Source organism: Wolbachia endosymbiont (group B) of Ischnura elegans, assembly GCF_947251585.1.
GTDB lineage: Bacteria > Pseudomonadota > Alphaproteobacteria > Rickettsiales > Anaplasmataceae > Wolbachia.
The window spans coordinates 813,651-834,490 of record NZ_OX366371.1; the positions used below are offsets into that span (position 1 = coordinate 813,651).

Here is a 20,840-nt window from a genome sequence, read left to right on the forward strand (position 1 = left end):
CATTATCCTTTACCTGCACATCCATCAGCATTCCTTGCGGGTTGCCTGCCATATAGGCGAAAATACAGGCTTATCCTGTTCCTTTTGTCATACAATAGTGGGTTAGGTGGCTTCTCTATACCGGTGGAATTATTATTTGCGTACATCCAGAAATGAAAAATGTAACTCATCCACATTACCTTTTGGTCGGAGCTTATCAGCATCTTTAGCTCTTTAATCGTTACGATACTTATGAAGCTTCACTTACGTTCACCATACCACTAAGCCTAGCCCTCCAACCACATGATGCTTGTAGTTTATGCTTTCTCTCACGATTGAGCATCTTCTTTATCAAGAGGAGGTTCATTGTCCGCGTCGCTCGGCACCAACTGGTTACCCAATTCGCACTGATGCGTAGACTCAGATGGCAAAACATCTGGTTCAATAAGCTTTAGAATCCTTTCAGTTTCTTTCTGAATGAATTCCTCTCCTTTTAAACAATATGACCGAAGGCTTTCAGGTCGCACCATTTCGATGACAAATCTATTACCAATGGAGTCTTTGCAAAGAACATCAACAATGCTTTGTTTGTCAGAGGCAATTTCAGGATCCATGATAGTACTGAGGAATTCAATTTCTATTATTTGATCAGAAGTAGAAAAGTCCAAGATATCGTTGAGGAAGTGGATGAGGATGAGGATATTTTTATTCTTTTCAGAGCCAAATATTTTCTTAAAACTAAGGTCGTTTTTTGGATCAAGAAATTTCGAAAGAGCCATGACGAATTAACCTAAAAAGCTTTAATAATTATACACAATTGTGAAGAAATATTCAACGTTTTTGTACTAAAGCCTATTAAGGTTAGCTAAATTTCAAGAGTCGGCAAAAAACTACCCTCATAAATGACCATAGAATGCTACCACGCACCTTAATGTTATATTTTATCATCTTTTACAACTCCCTCTACAAACCCCAGCAAATGAATTCATGAGCTATAAAGAGCTTTAAAAACAATTATTTTGGTTATGAGAGACTAACCTCCTAATAAAAACACGAGCCCAAAAGCTCAATTACGATTTACCTAACATCGTGAGGACAGGTTCATTAGCCTCCCACACCTTTACATGATAAAGATCTTGAAACTTAATGTCAACATTTCGGTAGCAAATTTACGTTGAATCTATATTCTGTAAGTATGGGCGAAAAAAAGAAGGTTATAATATATACAGATGGAGCATGTTCTGGAAATCCAGGTCCTGGTGGATGGGCAGCTGTGATGATGTATGAAAATAAAAGTGTCTTTATCAAAAAACGTATCTCTGGAGGTGAAGAAAACACAACGAACAACAAGATGGAGTTAAAGGCTGTGGTTAACGGGCTAAAGATGTTGAAAGTTTCTTGCAAAGTTGTTTTACACACTGATAGTCAGTATATTAAACAAGGTATAACAGAGTGGATCAATAAGTGGAGAACAAATGGTTGGAAGACAGCCAATAAAAAATCAGTAAAAAACGTTGAGTTATGGAAAGAATTGGATGAAATTGTCTTGCAGCATGATATTAACTGGAAGTGGGTTAAGGCTCACAGTGGTAATACCTATAATGAAGAGGCAGATAGACTTGCTAGAAAGGAATCTAAAAAGCTAAAATATAGAGATTGTGAGATCAAGAAATCACAAAAAAAAAAATAGAGGGAGCTCTAAGTTTCATAAATTGGAGGGAGTGTTATGGCAATAATTCTTTTAGACACAAAAACTATAAACCGTATAGCAGCAGGAGAGGTAATAGAAAGGCCAGCGAGTGTAGTAAAGGAATTAGTAGAAAATGCAATAGATGCTGGAAGTTCAGAGATAGAGATCAAAATAGAAAGTGGTGGACGTAACCTTATAACTGTGACAGATGATGGAAATGGAATAGAAAAGAACGATCTGGAACTAGCACTTATGAGGCATGCCACTTCAAAATTAAGTGATAGTGAGTTAATAGAGATCAGACATCTTGGCTTTAGAGGAGAGGCTCTGCCTTCAATTGCAGCAGTAAGCAAAATGAAATTATCATCTAAGGCAAGTGGAGCAAAGGAAGCATGGTCTATAAGATATGAGGGAGGAGAAAAAATAAGAGAGATTATCCCTTGTTCTTTGTTGCAAGGTACATATATTGAAATTCGTGACTTATTTTTTGCCACACCAAATAGATTAAAATTTCTAAAAACCGAGAGGGCAGAAACACAAAGCATTGTTGACATTGTAAATAACTTAGCAATGATTAACTATAGTATTGGGTTTACTCTCACTTCCGGTAATAAAAAGCTCTTAAAATATGTTAAGCAAACTTCATTATTTAACAGATTATGTGAAACAGAAGAAGAATTTCAGAGCAATTCGCTGGAAGTTAAAGAGGAAGAAGACGGCATCAAACTTACGGGACACATCTGTAAACCAACTATTAGTCGTGGTAATTCAACTCAGATCTATACGTTTGTTAATGGAAGGCCAATAAAAGACAATCTACTTATTGGTGCAATTCGATATGCGTATCAGGACTTTATTCCAAGTGGGAGGTATCCTTTTGCAGTGCTGCACTTAGAGATACCATACGATCAAGTAGATGTAAATGTGCATCCAAATAAATCAGAGGTAAGGTTTCAGAACAAGAGGCTAGTATATGAAATAGTGAGAAGAGGAATAATAAAAACACTATCAACGAGATTTGCAGCGGGTGATCAAGGTATTGAAGAGGAGCTAATTTTTAATGATAGTAAAAGCCAAGAGCAGGTTGATAGTCAAGAGAAAAAAGATCAAAAAGAGTTTTATGAAAAGAGGCCAAGTCTTTTAGAAAATCGTTTAATGAAAGAATTCAATGCACCAGATGAAAGAAGGCAAAGCTTACCAGAAACTTTTAAGTATGGAGAATCCCCAGCCCAAAAGGGAACGATGGTTTTAGAAAGGAAGCAAATTGATTTGATAGAGGATCACCCTCTAGGATATGCACGCTGTCAGGTCTACAATACTTACATTATTGCTGAGGCTGGAGATAGGCTGATTATAGTAGATCAACATGCAGCCTATGAGAGATTGATATACGAGTGCTTAACAAGCATAAAAAGACAAAAACTTCTCATTCCTGAAATAGTTGAAATTAAAAACCAAGCTGGAATGGAGATGGTTAAAACTTATAAAGATAAGCTTTTTGAAATGGGTTTTGGTATTGAAATAGAATCAGAAGATAAAGTAAGGGTAAAAGAAATACCTGCAATCTTGGGAACAATAGATATAAAAGAGATGCTAGTTGATATAGTAGATAAGTTAATGGAAATAGAAGATACGCTACCAATAGAGGATAAGGTGAACAAAATATCATCCATAATCGCTTGCCACGGAGCAGGAAGAAAAATGAAATTGGAAGAGATGAATGAGATACTAAGACAAATTGAGAAAACTCCATATTCTGATCACGGAAGACCAACGTATATAGAAATGAAACTAAGTGATATAGAAAAATTGTTTGAAAGGAGATGAGTTCAGTTTGTCAAAAAGGTTGCCAATTAAGTATACGTAACAGCTCTTCTGGTTATGGAGTATAAAATGTGAAAAAAGAGAACAAATGCTCTAATTTTTTAGATTACAAAGTGATAGGACAGGAAGTAAGAAATCGTAGATTAGCAAAGGGATATACTCAAAAAGATTTAGCAAAAAAAATCGGAACAACATATCAGGTAATACTGCAATATGAAAAAGGAACACGCAGAATTTCAATTAAGAAGTTATATGAATTAGCAGAAGCATTATCAACAACTGCTAGAGATCTAGCTTGCGGACAAGAAGTATCAAATGAGGAAAGGTATGAGGAAGAAGAGATATTAAATCTAGTAAGAGAATATAAAAAGATTAATGATCAGGAGTTACGTAGAATGTTTTGTTTGCTAACCAAATTTATCCAAGTCAGTGAAAAAAGTAGTAGGAAAGCAGAGAAAGTAAAAATTGCAAAGGGTTTGGTTAAAGAAGGAATTTCTGTTGATATCGTTGCAAAAACAATAGGTCTCTCTGCTGATGAATGTGTTGAAGAAAAAGTTGGTTCTATCTACTGCCAAATAGGAAAAAAGATAAAAGAATGGAGGGCAGTACGGGAATATACTCAGAAGGATTTAGCAGAGAAAATGGTTACAACACGTGATGAAATAAGCAATTATGAACAAGGAAGGGTTGCTGTTCCACTTGATAAATTATATGAGATAGCAAAGGCATTATCGATTAATATTATGGACCTACTTGAGCTAACAGAAGATGCAGATGATAAAGTGGTACCTGATTTAATAAAAGAATACAAAAAAATTGAGAGTCAAGAATTACGCTATGCGCTAATAAAATCTCTGTTTGAAAGCATACAAATTTGCGAAGAAAAAGTGAAAAGAGCAGAAAAGATGAAAATTGCAAAGGATTTAGTGAAAGGAGGAATTTCTACCGATATTATTTTGCAAATAACATGCCTCTCTTTAGGAGAAATTCAACAGATTTAAAATAAAAAATCAGTATATATTAATATCTTTACTCCTAGATGAAAAAATAAGTAAAAAAGATTGAGAAATTGATTTGACTTCACTCGGAAGCTATGGCTCTATGCCAATGCTGATAAAAAAACAGCAGTAAATAATTAAAAAAAGTTTGTTGTTAGTGAAGGGTAAATTATATGAATAAAAGTAAAGAAGAAATAGAATTCAGAATATTAGAAAGCAAAGGCAAAGCACTACTTGATCGTGAAATAATGGAAACGTTTCTAAGTGCAGTACATGAAAGGCCGCAGGCTCAAGAAATTGCTAAAAATCTGGTGAATACTTATACGGGAGTAGGAAGGATTTTAGGCCGAGAAATGGATGACCTGAAAGTTATAGAAGGAGTGACTGATTCTGCAGTAGCAATGATTATGTGTGTTAAGGAAACACTAGAAAGGGTGCTCAGAGAAAAGCTCAAGAGTGAGCCAGTAATGGACTTACAAGGTCTAGTAGAGTACTTGAACGTAAGCATAGGTCACTCAGAAAGGGAATGTGTAAAAATACTGTACTTGAATAACAGGCGCCAATTAATCGGAGAAGAACTCTATATTGGTGAAATGGAAAAAGCACCGGTGTACATAAAGGAAATTATAAGAAAAGCATTAATAAAGAATGCAACATTCATAATAATGTCACATAACCACCCTGGGGGAAGTTTAGAACCATCAGAAGAAGATCAAGAAGTAACGAAGAGCTTAGCAGCAGCATGTAGTACTGTAAGCGTAAAATTGTTTGACCATATTATCATCACAAGTGGAGGCTATTTCAGCTTTCGAGAGAACGGATTGTTATAGTAGAAAGTATTTGCAAATCTACTCATTATAATTTATACTGAGTAATATAATGTATAAATAAGATTTATATACTTAAAAAGTATTTTTAATATGGGGGTTATATGACTAGTAAAGACAAGTTATTGAAGAAAATATTTGGTGCTCTTGAAGGCGTTGATATAAAGCAGTCTAAGTTTGTGAGCAAAATTGATAATCAGAAGGAGATAAAACCGGAAGATACAATGCCTTTCCCTAGCAGAAACGTTCACGAAAACAAAATCAACTATGGAAAAGGACTTGACTACATATATGGCACAAAACCTTTGAGTAATCAAGCAGATTATCCAGAAGGGTTGAATCCATTTGCTTCAGCTTTGCAAAAAATAAAGCCAAGTGCAGAAAAGTTGAGCTGGCTTAAAAGTGCTGTGGTAAGAGCAAAAAGTCCAAATGAACTGCACAAGGCTGTAGACGAAGCGCTAGCTGCTGGAGCAAGGCTAAATGCATGTAATGATGGCGAATGGAGTTTTGCAGAATATGTAGTATTAGGTACACATTTTCACAGATTAGAAAAAAGTGATCGAAAAAAGCTAATACGTAAATTAATGCTAAGCGGTGCAGAGTTTCATGATACTTTACTGCAGAATAAACTGATAGGTGAAATCTATAATGAGCTACAGCCAGAAGTTCAGCCACAGATAGATAAGCAACTAGAAGAGCTAGAGGAAGCTGGCGAAAATGCTGTGCAAGAAGGAGAATTAATAGATGTTGAGATAGACAATACAACATCGTATATAGAATTTTCTGATAATAGCAAGGTAGAGGTAGCCAAAATACTGAGAGAGTTAGGAAGTAATATTTTAAAAATTGGCAATGATGCAGTTGAGGTTAAAAGTGAGAAGGGAGGTATAAGAAACTATATCGATATGTCAGATGAAAGCTCTATTATATTAGAGTTTCCTACGAGCATTGGTAAGCTAAATGTTATATTGTACCACGATGTAAAAAAATATGATCAAGTACAAGTCAGAGTAGAAAACAAGGAAATGTGGGCTGAGTTACAAAAAAGAGGCGAAGAAATTGGAAAAAATTGCCTCTTTGGGGGAGTGAAGCTTAAGGAAGTGGTAGAAAGAGGTAATTTCACTAGATGTGGCATATGGAATGAAAAGTATGCTATAAAAGAGATTAGCAATGATGAAGTATTGTCTTCATGGGTAAATAGGGTATGTGGAGGTAGTAAAGAAACCTTTAGGGAACTTTAATGCGTCTACAGCAAACTTTAAGGTTCCAGAGTCTTTTTCTACCGTTATATCTGAGCTATAGTAGAAAATATTATATATATGGTTTTTTGCGTGGAAAAAAGTCTAGACTGTGAAGTAGGGGAAAAAGTGAAAAATTGGAGGTTAGAGAGAGGTTATACTCAGAAGGATTTAGCGGAGAAAATTGGTGTAAAGTACTGGGTAATACTGCAATATGAGAAAGGGAACCGTAGAATTTCAATCGAAAGGTTGTACGCTATAGCAGAAGCATTGTCAGTAAGTATCACTGATCTCATTCCTGCATCAAAGGAGAAAATCGGCTTTAAGAATGAGGAAGGAGAAATATTAAATCTAGTAAGAGAATATAAAAAGATTAATGATCAGGAGTTACGTAGAATGTTTTGTTTGCTAACCAAATTTGCTCAAGTTAGTGAGAAAAGTAGTAGAAAATCGGAAAAAATAAAAATTGCAAATGGTCTGGTTAAAGCAGGAATTTCTGTTGATATTGTTTCACAAGCAATTGGCCTCTCTGCTAATGAGTGTGTTGAAGAAAAAACAGGTTCTATCTACTACCAAATAGGAAAAAAGATAAAAGAATGGAGGCTAGTGAGAGAGTACACTCAAAAGGATTTAGCAGAGAAAATGACTACAACACGTGATGAAATAAGTAACTATGAGCAAGGACGTGTGGTTATTCCACTGGAAAAATTGTATGCAATAGCGGAAACATTATCAATTAGCATTACAGATCTACTAATAGAAGAAGATGAAGGTAGTAGAGTAGAAAATGAGCTACCTGATTTGATTAAAGAATACAAAGAAATTGAGAGCCAAGAACTACGTAATGCACTAATAAAATCTTTGTTTGAAGGCATACGGATTTGTGAAGAAAAAGTGAGGAAAGCGGAAAGAATCAAAGTTGCAAGAGATCTAGTAAAAGGGGGAATTTCTATTGATATTATTTTGCAAGCGGTAGGTTTACCTGTTGATATAGTTTTAGATGGGTAGCTCGTGAAAAAATTATAGCAATAAAGTTTTTTTCTTAAAAGGAGGTATATGTGTTTGTTTCTGCAAGCAATGTTAGTTATGGAATAGGGCAAAAAATAGAAAATTGTAGGTTAATGCGAGGTCATACTCAAATAGGATTAGCAGGTCAAGTAGGTTTAACATACCAAGAAGTGAACAGCTATGAGAATGGTTATACTCCTATTCCAATTGGAGTACTATATGTAATAGCGAGAGTATTATCAGTTAATGCTGTAGATCTATTACCTAAACCAATAACAGTAAGAGAGTATAAAGATGAAGACGAAGAAATACTCTATCTAACGAAAATATACGAGAATCAAAAGTTAGGTAAGATAGTACCTTCATTAGTCAGGTTTGTTTATATTAGTGAAAAAATTGATCAAGAAGAGGCTAGGTTAGATATAGCAAAAAATCTAGTTAAAGAAGGAGTGTCAGTTGACATAATTTCCCAGGCAACGGGTTTATCTATTTACGAGTATGATAGTACAGAGAGAGAAATCTGCACTGATTCTATATATTACAGAATAGGAGAAAGAATAAGAGAATGGAGATTGATAAAAAGGTATACTCAGGAAGATTTAGCAAACAAAGTTGGTTTAACACTCAAGGAAATACACGAGTATGAAATAGGATACACTGCCATATCATTTGATAAATTATATCAAATAGCAGAAGGATTATCAGTGAATATTAAAGTTCTGCTACCTAAAACAAGAGAAAGCAAAAAGCTATTGAGTTTAATGGATGAGTACGGAGAACAAGAATCATTAGTCAAATCTCTATCTGAAGATATGAAAAGTGGCAAGGAAAAAGTTAAAAAAGCAGAGAAAATCAGGGTTGCAAAAAATCTAGTGAAGGCGGGTGTTTCTACTGATGTTATTTTGCGAGCAAGTGGCCTAACTGTTGATGAGTGTGAAAATTGAATTATGTTTAAGATATAAGTAAAAATGGTTAATATATTATCTATTCTAAACCCTTATTTAGCTCTGCAGAATTTTTTTGGCATTTCTACGTATCAAGATAAAACATCACAGAATTTATCTATCAGTTCCTGATTGTCCTCTATCATTGCCTTTGCCTCTTGCTGAAGAGATTTGATATTTTTTGATGTAATATTATCCATGTCAGGTGATGCTATTTTCAATTGCGATTGTATGCGTATATATTTATCAGCTATAACTTGATCAAGTTGGTAATTTACTGCATCTAAACTTGAGGCAAACATCACATGTAGTAGTGGTTTTACCCAGCCTATTTTTCCAAATCTCTTTGAATTGGCTATGCTTCTATCTGTTCTTCCAGTACCTATCGATAACAGTAGAATATCATCATTTGGAAATAACCTCTTACCACTTGCATATGCACAAGCCGCTGGATTATTCGCAAATACCCCGCCATCCACTAATACCATTTCCTTGTGGTTGATTTTAAGATATTTAGGTGTAAAGTTAAGTAGGTGCAGCCGTTGCAGCTCTGAGTGCATCTTTTAGCTTAATATTACCTTCTTTCCAGCTTTTGAAGAAAAATGGGCAGTTATTCTGAATATCGTAACTCGTAATCAACACATTACTTAAAGTGTTTTTAAGGATATCATCGCCAAAATATTTATCCAGTACAAATTCAATATTTTTATGTGGGTATTGTGCACAGTTAAACCAAGATAATATTGATCGCCTAAAAAATGAAGACTTAAAAATATATGGTCCATATTCCCGATAGAACTCGACTAAATCATTAGCAGAATATTGAGGTTTATCTTTTTTACATAATCCTGCTATAACAATTCCACCAGTTGAGGTTCCTGCCATTAAGTGAAAGATTTCAGCTACCCTCTTTCTTGTTCTTTTTTCTATTTCTGCTAGAATGATGGCAGGAATGATTCCTCTAATTCCACCTCCATCAACGGATAAAATGTATTTAATCATTGTAAGTTTAGGTAGAGGTATTAAGATTTAATTTTTCCGCTTAAAACCTGCAATTTAAACTCATCTAATTCTTCAGAAAGATTTTTTACCCTCTCCTCAAGTACTAACACTTTTTCCATTAAACCATATTCAATGAGCTTATTGTGAAGTTGTACCCTTGAGTCTAGCTTGGATAACCACCATATGAATGCTACAGTCTGTACAACCATTGTTATTATTACCGCTATTGGAATTTTTTGATTTTGCATGTTTCTCCTAATTGTGTAATAAAAAATTTTCAACTACTTCTTGTTTCCAGTTACGAAATATTACCGCTCAGACTCGTGTTTCTTTTCAGCATTATAGAGCAAGTGTATAATTTCATCGTACGGTTTATCTTTGTTATGCCGTGATCTTAGTACAGCTACATCTCTTGGGTTTTTCCCATCTGTGTCTCTAATGTTAGGGTTTGCACCTTTTTCTAACAAAAGTTTAATTATCTCTAAGTTACCTTTGTATGAAGCTGCATGTAATGCTGTCCATTTTTCATATTTTGCTGTGTTTATATCAGCTCCTTCCTCTATTAGAAATTTAACAACTTCCAAACATCCTGCACCTGATGCATAATGTAATGCTGTTAATTCGGGAATCTGTGTATTAATATCTAATAGATTATTTGCTGAAAATTTTACTACTTCTAGGCTACAGTTCTTAGAAGCAATCCGCAATATTGTTTTATAATTGTCTGTAGCTTTTGCCTTCATGTAGCAATAGGTAATAACAACACATATTATCATTGTTATACACCACCAAAAATGTAGCTTATTTCTTGAGTCTCTATTCATATTTAATACTTTTTTCAACATTAAATATTTGTTTTACTTATTTTTTCTTAACGTTGATGCTGATACCACAGTGCGATAACCTGAACTATCTAACACATGTTCTGCTCTGTCAATTATCCACTCACCGTCTATATCTTGATGAAATTCTAATAAGCTAAGTTTCGCCTCTGCAAATAGTTCTGGATTACCAGGCATAGTGATATCCAATACTGCATTATTTCGCTTTAGTTGTTTTAACTTAGCATTTGCTGCACTGATTGCTGATTCTACATGGCTTTGTTGCATAGCTAGTGTTGGTTGAGGTTATTGTAAGGAGAAAAGCTTATGGTTACTAACGCATTTTGTTGTAAAATAGGCATTTTTCAAACAAGTATAACTTATGCCACAAAAAATGAGAGTAAGTAACCAAAGAGAATATAATGAGTTTCTAAAAAAAAGAGGAAATGTTTTTCATTTTGTTAATCAAGCCATAGAAAATTGGTATGAAAATAGTCCAAAAGTTGCAGGTGGCAATAACACTTATAGTGATAAAGTTGTAATTTTAATACACATAATAGTTCATCTTTTTAGAATTGGCTTGAGACAAGCTGTAGGTTTTGTAAAAGGTTATATGGTACAAATAGGCAAAAAACTTAAGATTATCAGCTATACACAAGCTTCCAGAAGATTTAAAAAGCTTAATTTGAAGATTGATGACCATAGAAGCAATAAAGATGATCTGGAAAATGTTGAAATTGCCGTAGATAGCACTAGAGTTAGTATCTACAATAATAACGGTGGGCATAGTAAGCTTAATATTCGAAAAAGAAAATACAGTGGTTATGGTCAAGTAAGAAAATTACATGTTATTTTAAACATAAATGATAAGAAAGCAATAAGCATGAACTACACTAGTGGTGTTGCTGTAGACTATTTGCCGGTCTGCGATATGTTAGAAGAAGTCAGTGATAAATATAACATTTGTTCTATTCGAGCAGATGCGGCTTATGATATAAAAAGTGTGTATAAAGAATGCAGAAAATACAATATTGTGCCTATTATTCGCCCTAGGAAGGATACTAAAATTTGTTTAGCTGACTACTTATCAGAAAGAAACAAGTATATTAGTAGAATTAGGTCATATGAGAATTATGAAGATGGTATTAATGAATGGAAGAAAAAAGTTAAGTATGGAGCACGGTCTTATATTGAAGTCTTTTTCTATAGGTTGAAGCAAATATTTGGGTTTGGCTTGAAAAATAAATCAGAGGTAAATCGTGAAAAAGAGCTGTTAATTAAGTGCTACTTACTGAACAAATTTACTGATATTGGTATGGCTAAATTTAAATTAGCTGCGTAAGTTCATTGTGATTTACATGCCTATCAGTGCTATGCAACAAAGCCATTCTGGATTATCGCTAATTTGATAATTTAAAAAAATGACTTCCACTCCTAATTTCTTAAACTCTTCAAGTAATATCATCTGATATGCATACTTACGAGATAAACGATCAGGAGAATGAATATAAACCTTATCAATGTTACCTTCTGCTATTTTATCACGTAATTTTTCCAAACCAGGACGGATTATGTTAGAACCACTATAACCATTATCAATAAATTTATATTCATTTAATAATTTATGTCCATCCATACTAATTTGATTCTCTATAGCAGCAATTTGGCTTGCTATTGTATCTTCTTGTGCTTGCCTCCCTGAAGAAACTCTTGCATATAAACTAACTGTTACCATTTTACCGTCCTCAAATCTACTTTCTTATATTCAGAGTTTTCTTCCTTTTTGCTCGCTTTTATTGGTTTACTTAACACTAATTTTTCATATGCATCTAATAGATACAACTCTGCTAATCGATTTACTTCATAACTACAACTAATCCGCACTATTAATTTCTTGTTGCCCATGAGCTCTACCATATATTATCCATCGAGACATATGGTTATTTGATCATTAGCTCTATAAATAAATTCAACTCTCCGTTCTTTTTGTAGAAGCTTTCGAGAAATAGTCTTCTCAAGTTTCAGGTTTATTGCAATATTGTTGGCGGAGTCCTTGCAGCTATTTGTGCTAACTCTGTAGCCGATAGTGGTATTGTACGTGATAATTCCTTTAATTTCTGACCAAATTCTGCGGCTTTTTTATCATGAATTGCATCATCCTCATCAAATTGCACGACTTTCTTAACATCAGCCATAGCACTTTCAAAGTCAATCGCAACTTTAATTGGCGCTGCAAGCGTTAGCCCTAGCCCAATAGTCTCTATAATTTGTGACTTAAAATGTGCTTTGCTTGCTAAAAAACTTTGGTGACTACGTATTGCAGACCCAAGCTTACCATACTTACCTTTTAGCACTTCAATAGAAGAACCAAGTTTATATTGATCACTTACTAATGACTTAATATTTCTTCCACTTTTTCTTACTTCTTCATTAAATGAATGCAAAGCATCTCTCTTTTTCAAATATGCTTCTTTTGCTTTTATTGCGGAGGTTTTGGCCTTGTCAAATTCTGCTTTTAAAGTTTTGCTTGGTTTCTCTATTGCTTTCATTTGTTTAGCTAAAGATTTTACCTGATCCTCAAAACCTTTCCATGACCTTCTACTAGTTAAAACATCACTACCCAACTGCTTAAATTTTGATACTGATTTTAAAGATGAGTCAAGCTTTCTTATGTTCTCACCAAGACGAGTAAGTTGACTACTACTTCCTTTTATTACAGTATTAAAGCTGCCATCTAAGACTGCTCCGATTTTTATAGATAACGTTGACATTTAGACCTCTTTGCTGTTTCTGCCCATAAGATAAATTCGTTAAATTCCATATCAAGAATGTGCTCAACTCCACCACCTATGATAGAGCCAAGCACTAGTATTTCTAATCTCAAGTTTTTTGGATAATTGGTGAAAAAAAATCCTTTAATACTTCTTGCATTTTTACATAATCAGCAATATCTAACTCTTCAATTGCTTCTTTTGCAACTGATGTCAGGTTGGCAGTCAAAGTCACTTCCTTATTTAGGTCACTACCATTAATGCGTTCTATTGCCAAATAGTCTCTAACTTTTGGACGTCTAATGGTAAGTTCTGAAACAGAAATTCCATCAACTGTTATTGGGTTATTAAGTGTTATAGCTTGCATGTTCCTCCTTAAAAAGTTAATTAAATAAAAGTCTATATCGGCTTTTACATAACTAATTTTTTTTACTATAGTTTTTGTGTTTGATTAACGATCCTTCATACTAAATTTCTCAATATAAAGATGATAGTAGGGTTTATTTTTCCTCAACTTGAATTAATTCTTGAACTTCATCGACAGAAAGACCTGTACACTTGACAATAGTGCTAATATCAACATTATTAGTCAACATCGCTTTTGCAACTTCAATCTTTCCTTCAATCTTTCCTTCAATCTTTCCTTCAATCTTTCCTTCAATCTTTCCTTCAATCTTTCCTTCAATCTTTCCTTCTTTTTTGGCATCATCAAGTTTTTGAGCAAGGACAGCCTGTTCATCACGAATACGCTTGGTCTCCTGTTCATATGCTATAAACTCTTTTTCTGACCAGTTAAACCTGTTTAGCTCTTCGTACGCTTTTTTGATTATTACGTCACTTCCTGTTATTCTTTCCAATTCTTCTTCACTTGTTTCATCAGCGTACTTAAAAAAATACACCCACTTCTCAACTATATTTGAAAGCTGATCTTCTTTAGTTTTGGGAAATTTAGGCAATTCAATAAATACAAAATAAAAATCTTTTAGATCATGTTCATTAGTATCTTCATCGCGAATAGTGTGCTTTGATTTATACTCGGACTTATCAGGAAATAAAATACAATCTGCTATAGCAATAAAGATAATTTCCTTAAGGTTATGGTATTGATCACCTTTATCTGCTTGTCTTGAATAGGCTTTAGCAGCGTAATATTGGGCACGTTTTTCAAAGCCTTTGGTTTTAGCAACCTGCATCTCAATTATCCATTGCACTCCTGTGGAATCTCTACATAGCACATCAACAATACTTTGCTTTTTAGATGCAATATCAGGATCTTGAATAGTACTTAAAAACTCTATATCCTGTATTGCATTTTTGCCAGTAAAGCTCAAAATATCATTTAGAAAGTGAATGAGGATATCTTTATTCTTTTCTGTACCAAAGATACGGCGGAATGCTACATCATTCTTAGGGTCGAGAAATTTAGATAAAGCCATAGCACAAATGCCTAAAAAACATCAATAATTATACAGTATTATCAGTAATTTTTCAATAAAGAAGTGAAAAGGCATCCGTCTATTACATTAAATCCCTAGAATCGTTTGCAGCAAGGCCATTTGATCGTAACCGTTCACGGAGATAAGGTGGTTTACAAAGTAAGTATAAAAGTGTAAAGAGATAGGAAGCTAAATATGGAATGGGTAAATGACAACAGTGCTGCAAGAAAAGATTGTAGCAGAAAACGCTAATCTCAAGGAAGAAATAAAAGCACTGATCAGAGAAAATGATAGCTTGAAAGCAAAAATAGTTGAATTAGAAGACAAATTGGGCTTAAATTCGCAAAATTCATCGCTGCCACCATCACGAGATATATATCGTAAGAAAGCAAAAAAGAAAAGTGATAAAAAACCAGGAGGTCAGCCAGGACATAAGGTGCATAAGCGTGAATTAATGGCTGCAGACGAGGTAGTGAGATGCACAATTGATACAATTTGTATGTGTGGAGGTAAGATTACTTTAGAAGATGAAATTATTCATCAGAAGGCAGAGTTGCCAGAAATTAAGCCAATTGTAACTGAGTACAGGTTGCAAAGAGGACATTGTAGAGTATGTAATAAAAGAATTACAGCAAATTTACCCGAAGGTGTTGCAAGAGATTTTCTAGGACCCAATGCTAAAACAGTTATAAGCAGCCTTAGCGGCTTTTTTATTAACTCAAAAAGAGAGGTACAGCAAATTTTGGGCAGTATTTTTAATCTAAATATAAGCCTTGGTTTAGTCTCAAATACTGAACGCAGGGTATCGAAGAAGTGTGCATCTGAATATGAGAAAATGAAGGAAGAGTTGCAAGGAAGCGAGTATTTGCATATAGACGAAACAGGGCACAGAAATCAAGGAAAGAGAGGCTGGAGTTGGGTAATAACAAACAAAGCGTTGACACTTCTGAAGGTAAGCGAGTCTCGTGGTAAGAAGGTGTTGAAGAGTTTACTGCCAGAATATGATGGTATAGTTGTGAGCGATAGATACGCTGTATACAATTACTTCAATCGTGAAAATAGACAGATATGTTGGGCACATCTGGCAAGAGATTTTGAGAGATTTGCCCATAGTAAAAATGTTGAAGTGAGCAAAATTGGCCAAGCACTAAAATCGCTCAGCAATAAGGTGTTTGTAGTAGATAAGGCAAAAAAACAAAATTTGATAGATAATTTGAGATTTTATCGACTGGTGCGAAAAATTCGGAAAAGGGTAAAACATTTTTTACGTAAAATGACGAGGGTTGCAAATAGCACTCAAGCTTCAAGAATGGCCGCTAAGATGTTACGATCTGAGGATATGATGTGGAAGTTTTTAAGAAAACCTGAAGTGATAGAAACAACTAATAACCTTGCAGAACGGCAAATTAGACGGTACGTAATTTATCGTAAAAACAGCTTTTTCACCTGGTCAGAACGTGGAGAAAGATTCGTGGAAAGAATGTTGTCGATATTTTTGACATCACGTCTAAATGGCCAGAACCCCTTTCAAAAGCTACAGAATCTAGTAGCTGTCACTGCTTAGTTCTTTAATTCATTCTCACAATCCGTGAACGGTTACATTTGATCCACACCGTTAATCTTACGGATCATATTCTCAGCATCGATTTCTATTAATTCATTACCACCTATCGTAAGTTTATAGTAATGGGCAGCTACAGTGCATTTTAGAGTGGCTTTTTCAGCAGGTTTCCAGCTACCAAAATCAAATTCTTTGAATATGCCTCTGAGGTTGATAATTACTCCTTCAATATCATTACTACCACTTCCTTGCATTCCACCACGAAGAGTTAAAGATACTGAATTTCCATTTATCAACCCAAATAGCCGAAAAAGCTCTGTATCGTATTCAGAAAAAGTGAAATCTGCTTCAAGCTTTTCCATGCCCATGTCAATATTTATTGGAATATCCATACCACCAGCTCTATATTCATCTGTTTTTATGGTAAGTTTTGGCAAGGTTATTTCATCTATTTTTCCTGCATAACCCCGACCATCTACGAATATATTAAAATTCTTTAAAATCTTTGGTAGCATCTTTTTTCCCCTTAATAAAATTACGATATTTCACTATTAACCAAACGTGAACGAAAAGTAATCTGTTCAGCCGGATACGGTGGTGTAAACTCAAAGTCAAAATACACTTTGCCATTTGCAATATTTGCTGGTGTATTGAATTCAGGTGTTGGAAACATTTTCCGCTGATAATCGCTCCTTGGGCTTTTAAATTGGCCAAATAAGAATTCACCCCCTCAATCACATCATCTATATAAGTTTTTGTGATATTGCGATCAACTGCCCAGAGATGAGCTCGAAGTAAACTATCGTTAATTAAATCTGCAGTGCGCCTTACTGATAGAAAAGCCCATTTCGAATCGTTTGAACATGTTCTATTTCCCCAAAGCCTATAGCCATTTTGATGAATTATCGTTGTTACTTCATTTTCATTTAAATGGTTTGCTCTACAATTTGTATTACCGAGCGTAAAATCAATAGGCCTGCTTGTTCCAACAATACCGTTTATTTCTTTATTTGAAGGTGAGTGCCAGAAGCCTTGCTCGCTATCTACTTTCGCTATTAAACCAGCTACAAATGGACTCGATGGCAAGATTTTTTCTTTTCCTTCAATAAATAACTTAATCCATGGGTCAACTACGTAAACTCTTGAGCTGCCTACACTTTTTCTCCACTTGATTGCTTCTTCATCATTGGTATTTGGTCCATCTGCTACTATTATGCTTCTCAGCTTTTCTGCTACTCCTATCAAAGCTGCTACTACTGGGTTTTTAGGATTTTCAGATTCAGGCAATTGATGAGTAAACTGAGGTGCAATTAATATTCTTGGAGCAACATGAACTATACTTTCACTACTGAGGAATGCCTCTATCCCTTGATACTCTCCAGTCTCTTTATCAACACCGCCAATTATATTTTTCAGCGTCTCTTCTTCTTTTAATTTTGGATCACTTTCTTCAACTCGAATAACTACTACTGTTGCACCAATTTGGGAAAATATTCCTTTTACTGCTGAGAAAAGAGTTCCACTCCTTCCAAGCTTTGCTGCTTCCTTTAAGCTTCCTGCAACTAACACTGGTTTATTTAGCGGAAATTTTTGCTCATCTGCTTCAGGTGCAGTACCAATTACACCTATCACTGATGATTTAGCTGTACGTACTGACCTTGCTCCAGAGGTTACCTCTATAACATTTACTCCGTGCAAAAATTCCTCTGTCATATAGTTATCTGCTAAAACTTGCTCTTTAAAATTGTCAAGAAAACTCTTTTAATTTTCTTCTTCTGATTGCTACTTTTTAAGGTTTAGTATATTTATAAAAATAAAGACAAAAACTAGAAAGTGTAGAAAATTTCGCATTTTGCAATAGCTCTTCTTAAATATTCTTTTTACTGCGTTGAACAATTTTCCCCTCCTGTTAAACAATTACCAATAAAAATTCTCTCTGGCTTGTTTTAAAGTATTTTGTTTTCAACTTATATATTTTTTAATGCCAAAGTTTATATGTTGCATCTAACCCAGGACACTGCCAAGCTCTTAGTGTTCTCTCTACATCTATTTCAAGTCCTGTAGTCAGAAAATTGCTGCGAAAGTTATATATTCCCCACTGAATAAATTGACCATAGATTGTGCTATACGTGTGCTCACTTGCAAAGAACTCAGGTGTCTCACCAACTCTTTCACCTTCTGAGTGAAGATTAGATGACGTATAAAGTAACACTGTAACGGTTTTTCCTGCTGGAATGATTATGTTACCTGATGCAATAAATTCAGGACTGTTAATTTCATGCTGGTAAATACGTGTCCAAGTAATTCTCGAAATCTCTGACTTCCTTGTATTAGTTTTATCAGGTGTACCTATAAATAATCCTGCTCCTCCATAATTAACTTCTTCTTTATACCACATTGCAGATCCAACAAAGTTTAGAGTTTTACTTATATCTACATTGCTTGTGTTTTTTACGAATATTACTCCCAATTCAGCATAAGGGTATTTCAGCATATTGAATTGCTCAGAAAATCCATCATACATAAATCTTGGGTATGATTCTCCATAGATAAATGTACCTTTGCTTCCCTCTAAAAAACTGAGTTGTCTTGGCCGATAAAAACTAACATAGCTTGTATCATATGTGTGAGTACCTGCTAGTAGTTGTAGCATATAGTCTGTTTTTGTTACATCACTACTCCACTGACCAAGCTCAGTTGTAAAAGTTCCGTGGCCAAAGTAATTATTTTTTCTACTTAGTACACCAAATAAAAAAGGTAATGCTCCAGGTTCAATCATATGACGATTTCTTACTTCTTTCATGATTGATGAGCCACTTGGTACATCATTAACAGTACGGAAGTTATTCACTAAACCTTTAAGACCATCTTTATGACTATTACTAATGCTATTTATTGCTGCAATATTGGCATTCTTTCTCGTATCAAGTAGCGATAAATTTGTTGTTCCTTTTTCATCAATTCTCTTTAATAGCTGCTTCTCTGATTCAGAGATCACTGCTAAAGAACTAGCTTTTTTATTATCCAGATCAGTTAAGTGTTTTTTTGTACTATCAAGAAGTTCTTTTAGCTTACCATCAGTCATCTGTACAATTTCAGAAACTGCACTTTTGTCGACTATTGATTCCAATGCTTTAGCAAGATATGCTAATTGATCTGGTGTACTGTTTGCTGCTAAATCCTTAAGCCTCTTTTGTAGTGCATCAATTATTCCTTTTACTTCAGTCATCTGCACAACGTTGGAAATAGCTTTTTTATCTGCTATCAATTCCAGCGATTTTGCAAGATATGCCAGTTGATCAGGTGTGCTACTTGCTGCTAAATCCTTTATCCTTTGGTATATTGCTTCTTTCATTTCCAAAAATTTAAAAAAGTCTCAAAATTAAACCGCTCAAAATTACTCTTAAGTTGATTATGCTCATCTTCTCTTTCGGTAATATCTTCATCTATTTTTTCTATAGCTCTTCGAATACGTACCACATCTTGAACTGCAATATTTTCTGGATGAGGCAGTGGATATCCTCGTTTGGTTTGGTCAACAGTCATTATGTGACAATCACTCTGAGATTTTTTACCTTAGGGCGATAAACAACTGTTCCACTTAAAACTAATTTTACCCTAGTCTCATTGCCATTAAAATTTGATAGTACATGAGTTCTCTCCACCCAATTTTCCCCAATTGGTTTTCCTGATGTTAAATTTACTAATTGCCAATCCACATTTTTTTGCACATATGCTTTTACATCTGCAGTGCCAGGTATTAGCGCATCATACGTTATGGTAATTTTAGTGTTAGCTCCTGCTGTAATACTTCTTGTAACATAATCTCCAGACTCTGAAAGATTACCTAGAACTAGCTGTAACCCAGGATATAGCACTGGACTTTTTTCTTTTGACCCTTTTAAATTTGCCTTTACTGTTAACTCTCCAGATAGTCTTTCACGCAGCGCGAGCGGCAAGTTATCAGATAGAAAATTTTCTTTTCCTTCTTCATCTGTCAGAATAAATTCTACATTGGTATCAAATGCTACTTTTTCGACGTTCGTCAAAACAATTAAATCTGATACGTTATTTGCAGTAACTTTACCAAGATCAATAACGTGAGAATTTTCAGTGAACTTCGTTGCTAAAAGCCTAAAAGTTAGATCTAAATTTTGATGTGGTGTCCAAGTACTTGCGTTGCTAGATGAAAGTAATACTCCTACTTGATATGGCTGACTTGTTACCCAACGGCTATTTACTGCATCATATTTGCCAAGTTCTGCTATTTTGACTGCAGTACCAGGATCATCAGTAAGCAGTACTATTGCATACTCCTCTCCTGCATGGCAAAACACTGGTGACCACTTTATACGTGTTGCTGTGCCATCTATCTTTATATCTTTTGGCTCAATATAGCTTTCAGCAATGACAGTCTGCGAGGGCATTCCCACTGCTGTTTCTCTAATCTGCACAACAACACGTTTTTTGCCGCTATTTGTGAACCATAAGTTTAGGCCTCCTATGTGTCTGCTCTCATTTAAAGTAAATGTTTGGGCTAAAGGGTCAATTCTTCTTGCTGCGATAACTCTTCTTCTCTCTTCTATGGTAATAGTTTTTTTACCAGTATAAGTTGTCTCTCCATAGCTTCCTTTATCCCCATAAAATTGTACTAATTTAGTACCTGCTGGAATATTTGCTGGGATTTTTATCTTTCCCTTTAATTTTCCCTGGTTGTTAGCTGTGAGCATATTTTTACCTC

At 34.6% G+C, this 20,840-nt stretch carries 20 protein-coding genes and 4 pseudogenes; 9 read left to right on the forward strand and 15 right to left on the reverse strand.

Annotation, left to right across the window (positions count from 1 at the left end; genetic code table 11):
- Positions 1-506 precede the first annotated feature (506 nt).
- Positions 507-758, reverse strand: a pseudogene (locus tag OPR58_RS11175) (PD-(D/E)XK nuclease family transposase); the annotation flags it as partial.
- A 416-nt stretch (positions 759-1,174) separates the two neighbouring features.
- Here OPR58_RS11175 and rnhA point away from each other — a divergent pair.
- The 7 genes from rnhA (at position 1,175) to wmk (OPR58_RS04160) (ending at position 8,508) form a co-directional block, all read left to right on the forward strand.
- The gene (gene rnhA / locus OPR58_RS04130) at positions 1,175-1,669 is read left to right on the forward strand and encodes a ribonuclease HI (RefSeq protein ID WP_265023059.1); all 495 of its coding nucleotides are present in this window, start codon (positions 1,175-1,177) and stop codon (positions 1,667-1,669) included.
- 36 nt (positions 1,670-1,705) lie between these two features.
- Positions 1,706-3,496, forward strand: coding sequence for a DNA mismatch repair endonuclease MutL (gene mutL, locus OPR58_RS04135; protein WP_265023060.1), 1,791 nt, complete (start codon positions 1,706-1,708; stop codon positions 3,494-3,496).
- Positions 3,497-3,564: 68 nt separating this feature from the next.
- Positions 3,565-4,494 (forward strand): WO male-killing family protein Wmk, encoded by a 930-nt coding sequence (gene wmk, locus OPR58_RS04140; protein WP_265023061.1) that lies wholly within the window; start codon positions 3,565-3,567, stop codon positions 4,492-4,494.
- A gap of 170 nt (positions 4,495-4,664) precedes the next feature.
- Positions 4,665-5,321: a JAB domain-containing protein gene (locus OPR58_RS04145; protein ID WP_143688814.1), complete on the forward strand. Its 657-nt coding sequence runs from the start codon at positions 4,665-4,667 to the stop codon at positions 5,319-5,321.
- 101 nt (positions 5,322-5,422) lie between these two features.
- Positions 5,423-6,559, forward strand: coding sequence for a hypothetical protein (locus OPR58_RS04150; RefSeq protein WP_265023062.1), 1,137 nt, complete (start codon positions 5,423-5,425; stop codon positions 6,557-6,559).
- Between the two features lie 78 nt (positions 6,560-6,637).
- On the forward strand, positions 6,638-7,564 hold the full coding sequence (wmk, locus tag OPR58_RS04155; protein WP_265023063.1) for a WO male-killing family protein Wmk: 927 nt from the start codon (positions 6,638-6,640) through the stop codon (positions 7,562-7,564).
- Positions 7,565-7,614: 50 nt separating this feature from the next.
- Positions 7,615-8,508: a WO male-killing family protein Wmk gene (gene wmk / locus OPR58_RS04160; protein WP_265023064.1), complete on the forward strand. Its 894-nt coding sequence runs from the start codon at positions 7,615-7,617 to the stop codon at positions 8,506-8,508.
- A gap of 92 nt (positions 8,509-8,600) precedes the next feature.
- Here wmk (OPR58_RS04160) and OPR58_RS04165 read toward each other — a convergent pair.
- From OPR58_RS04165 to OPR58_RS04180, 4 genes and pseudogenes are all read right to left on the reverse strand, one after another.
- Positions 8,601-9,510, reverse strand: a pseudogene (locus tag OPR58_RS04165) (patatin-like phospholipase family protein).
- Between the two features lie 20 nt (positions 9,511-9,530).
- Positions 9,531-9,758, reverse strand: coding sequence for a hypothetical protein (locus tag OPR58_RS04170; RefSeq protein ID WP_265023065.1), 228 nt, complete (start codon positions 9,756-9,758; stop codon positions 9,531-9,533).
- A gap of 60 nt (positions 9,759-9,818) precedes the next feature.
- A complete protein-coding gene (locus tag OPR58_RS04175) occupies positions 9,819-10,355 on the reverse strand; it encodes an ankyrin repeat domain-containing protein (RefSeq protein WP_265023066.1) in 537 nt (178 codons plus the stop codon).
- A 12-nt stretch (positions 10,356-10,367) separates the two neighbouring features.
- Complete coding sequence (locus OPR58_RS04180) at positions 10,368-10,619, reverse strand: hypothetical protein (RefSeq protein WP_265023067.1); 252 nt, start codon at positions 10,617-10,619, stop codon at positions 10,368-10,370.
- 94 nt (positions 10,620-10,713) lie between these two features.
- On the opposite strand from OPR58_RS04180, the gene OPR58_RS04185 reads away from it, so the two are divergent.
- On the forward strand, positions 10,714-11,673 hold the full coding sequence (locus OPR58_RS04185) for an IS5 family transposase (RefSeq protein WP_265022212.1): 960 nt from the start codon (positions 10,714-10,716) through the stop codon (positions 11,671-11,673).
- Positions 11,674-11,685: 12 nt separating this feature from the next.
- Here OPR58_RS04185 and OPR58_RS04190 read toward each other — a convergent pair whose 3' ends face one another.
- From OPR58_RS04190 to OPR58_RS04210, 5 genes and pseudogenes are all read right to left on the reverse strand, one after another.
- Positions 11,686-12,066, reverse strand: coding sequence for a recombinase family protein (locus tag OPR58_RS04190; RefSeq protein WP_265022244.1), 381 nt, complete (start codon positions 12,064-12,066; stop codon positions 11,686-11,688).
- On the reverse strand, positions 12,060-12,248 hold the full coding sequence (locus tag OPR58_RS04195; RefSeq protein ID WP_038249248.1) for a hypothetical protein: 189 nt from the start codon (positions 12,246-12,248) through the stop codon (positions 12,060-12,062). The genes OPR58_RS04190 and OPR58_RS04195 overlap by 7 nt, the downstream gene beginning before the upstream one ends.
- A gap of 137 nt (positions 12,249-12,385) precedes the next feature.
- A pseudogene (locus OPR58_RS04200) lies at positions 12,386-13,102 on the reverse strand (phage tail tape measure protein); the annotation flags it as partial.
- A 109-nt stretch (positions 13,103-13,211) separates the two neighbouring features.
- Positions 13,212-13,469 (reverse strand): phage tail assembly protein, encoded by a 258-nt coding sequence (locus OPR58_RS04205; RefSeq protein ID WP_265022487.1) that lies wholly within the window; start codon positions 13,467-13,469, stop codon positions 13,212-13,214.
- A gap of 133 nt (positions 13,470-13,602) precedes the next feature.
- Entirely contained in the window at positions 13,603-14,538 is a 936-nt protein-coding gene (locus OPR58_RS04210) for an Rpn family recombination-promoting nuclease/putative transposase (protein WP_265023068.1), read from the reverse strand.
- A gap of 208 nt (positions 14,539-14,746) precedes the next feature.
- Here OPR58_RS04210 and tnpC point away from each other — a divergent pair, with 208 nt between their 5' ends.
- Positions 14,747-16,102, forward strand: coding sequence for an IS66 family transposase (tnpC, locus tag OPR58_RS04215; RefSeq protein WP_265023069.1), 1,356 nt, complete (start codon positions 14,747-14,749; stop codon positions 16,100-16,102).
- Between the two features lie 32 nt (positions 16,103-16,134).
- On the opposite strand, the gene OPR58_RS04220 is transcribed toward tnpC, so the two are convergent.
- The 5 genes and pseudogenes from OPR58_RS04220 to OPR58_RS04240 all read right to left on the reverse strand — a co-directional run bounded on the left by OPR58_RS04220 (position 16,135) and on the right by OPR58_RS04240 (position 20,829).
- Positions 16,135-16,614, reverse strand: a complete 480-nt coding sequence (locus OPR58_RS04220; RefSeq protein WP_265023070.1) for a phage major tail tube protein — start codon at positions 16,612-16,614, stop codon at positions 16,135-16,137.
- Positions 16,615-16,634: 20 nt separating this feature from the next.
- Positions 16,635-17,812, reverse strand: a pseudogene (locus OPR58_RS04225) (phage tail sheath subtilisin-like domain-containing protein).
- Positions 17,813-18,077: 265 nt separating this feature from the next.
- A complete protein-coding gene (locus OPR58_RS04230; RefSeq protein ID WP_265023071.1) occupies positions 18,078-19,454 on the reverse strand; it encodes a hypothetical protein in 1,377 nt (458 codons plus the stop codon).
- On the reverse strand, positions 19,451-19,645 hold the full coding sequence (locus tag OPR58_RS04235; protein ID WP_264376462.1) for a hypothetical protein: 195 nt from the start codon (positions 19,643-19,645) through the stop codon (positions 19,451-19,453). Before OPR58_RS04235 ends, OPR58_RS04230 begins: the two co-directional genes overlap by 4 nt.
- Positions 19,645-20,829, reverse strand: coding sequence for a hypothetical protein (locus OPR58_RS04240; protein ID WP_265022671.1), 1,185 nt, complete (start codon positions 20,827-20,829; stop codon positions 19,645-19,647). The genes OPR58_RS04235 and OPR58_RS04240 overlap by 1 nt, the downstream gene beginning before the upstream one ends.
- Positions 20,830-20,840: the final 11 nt, after the last annotated feature.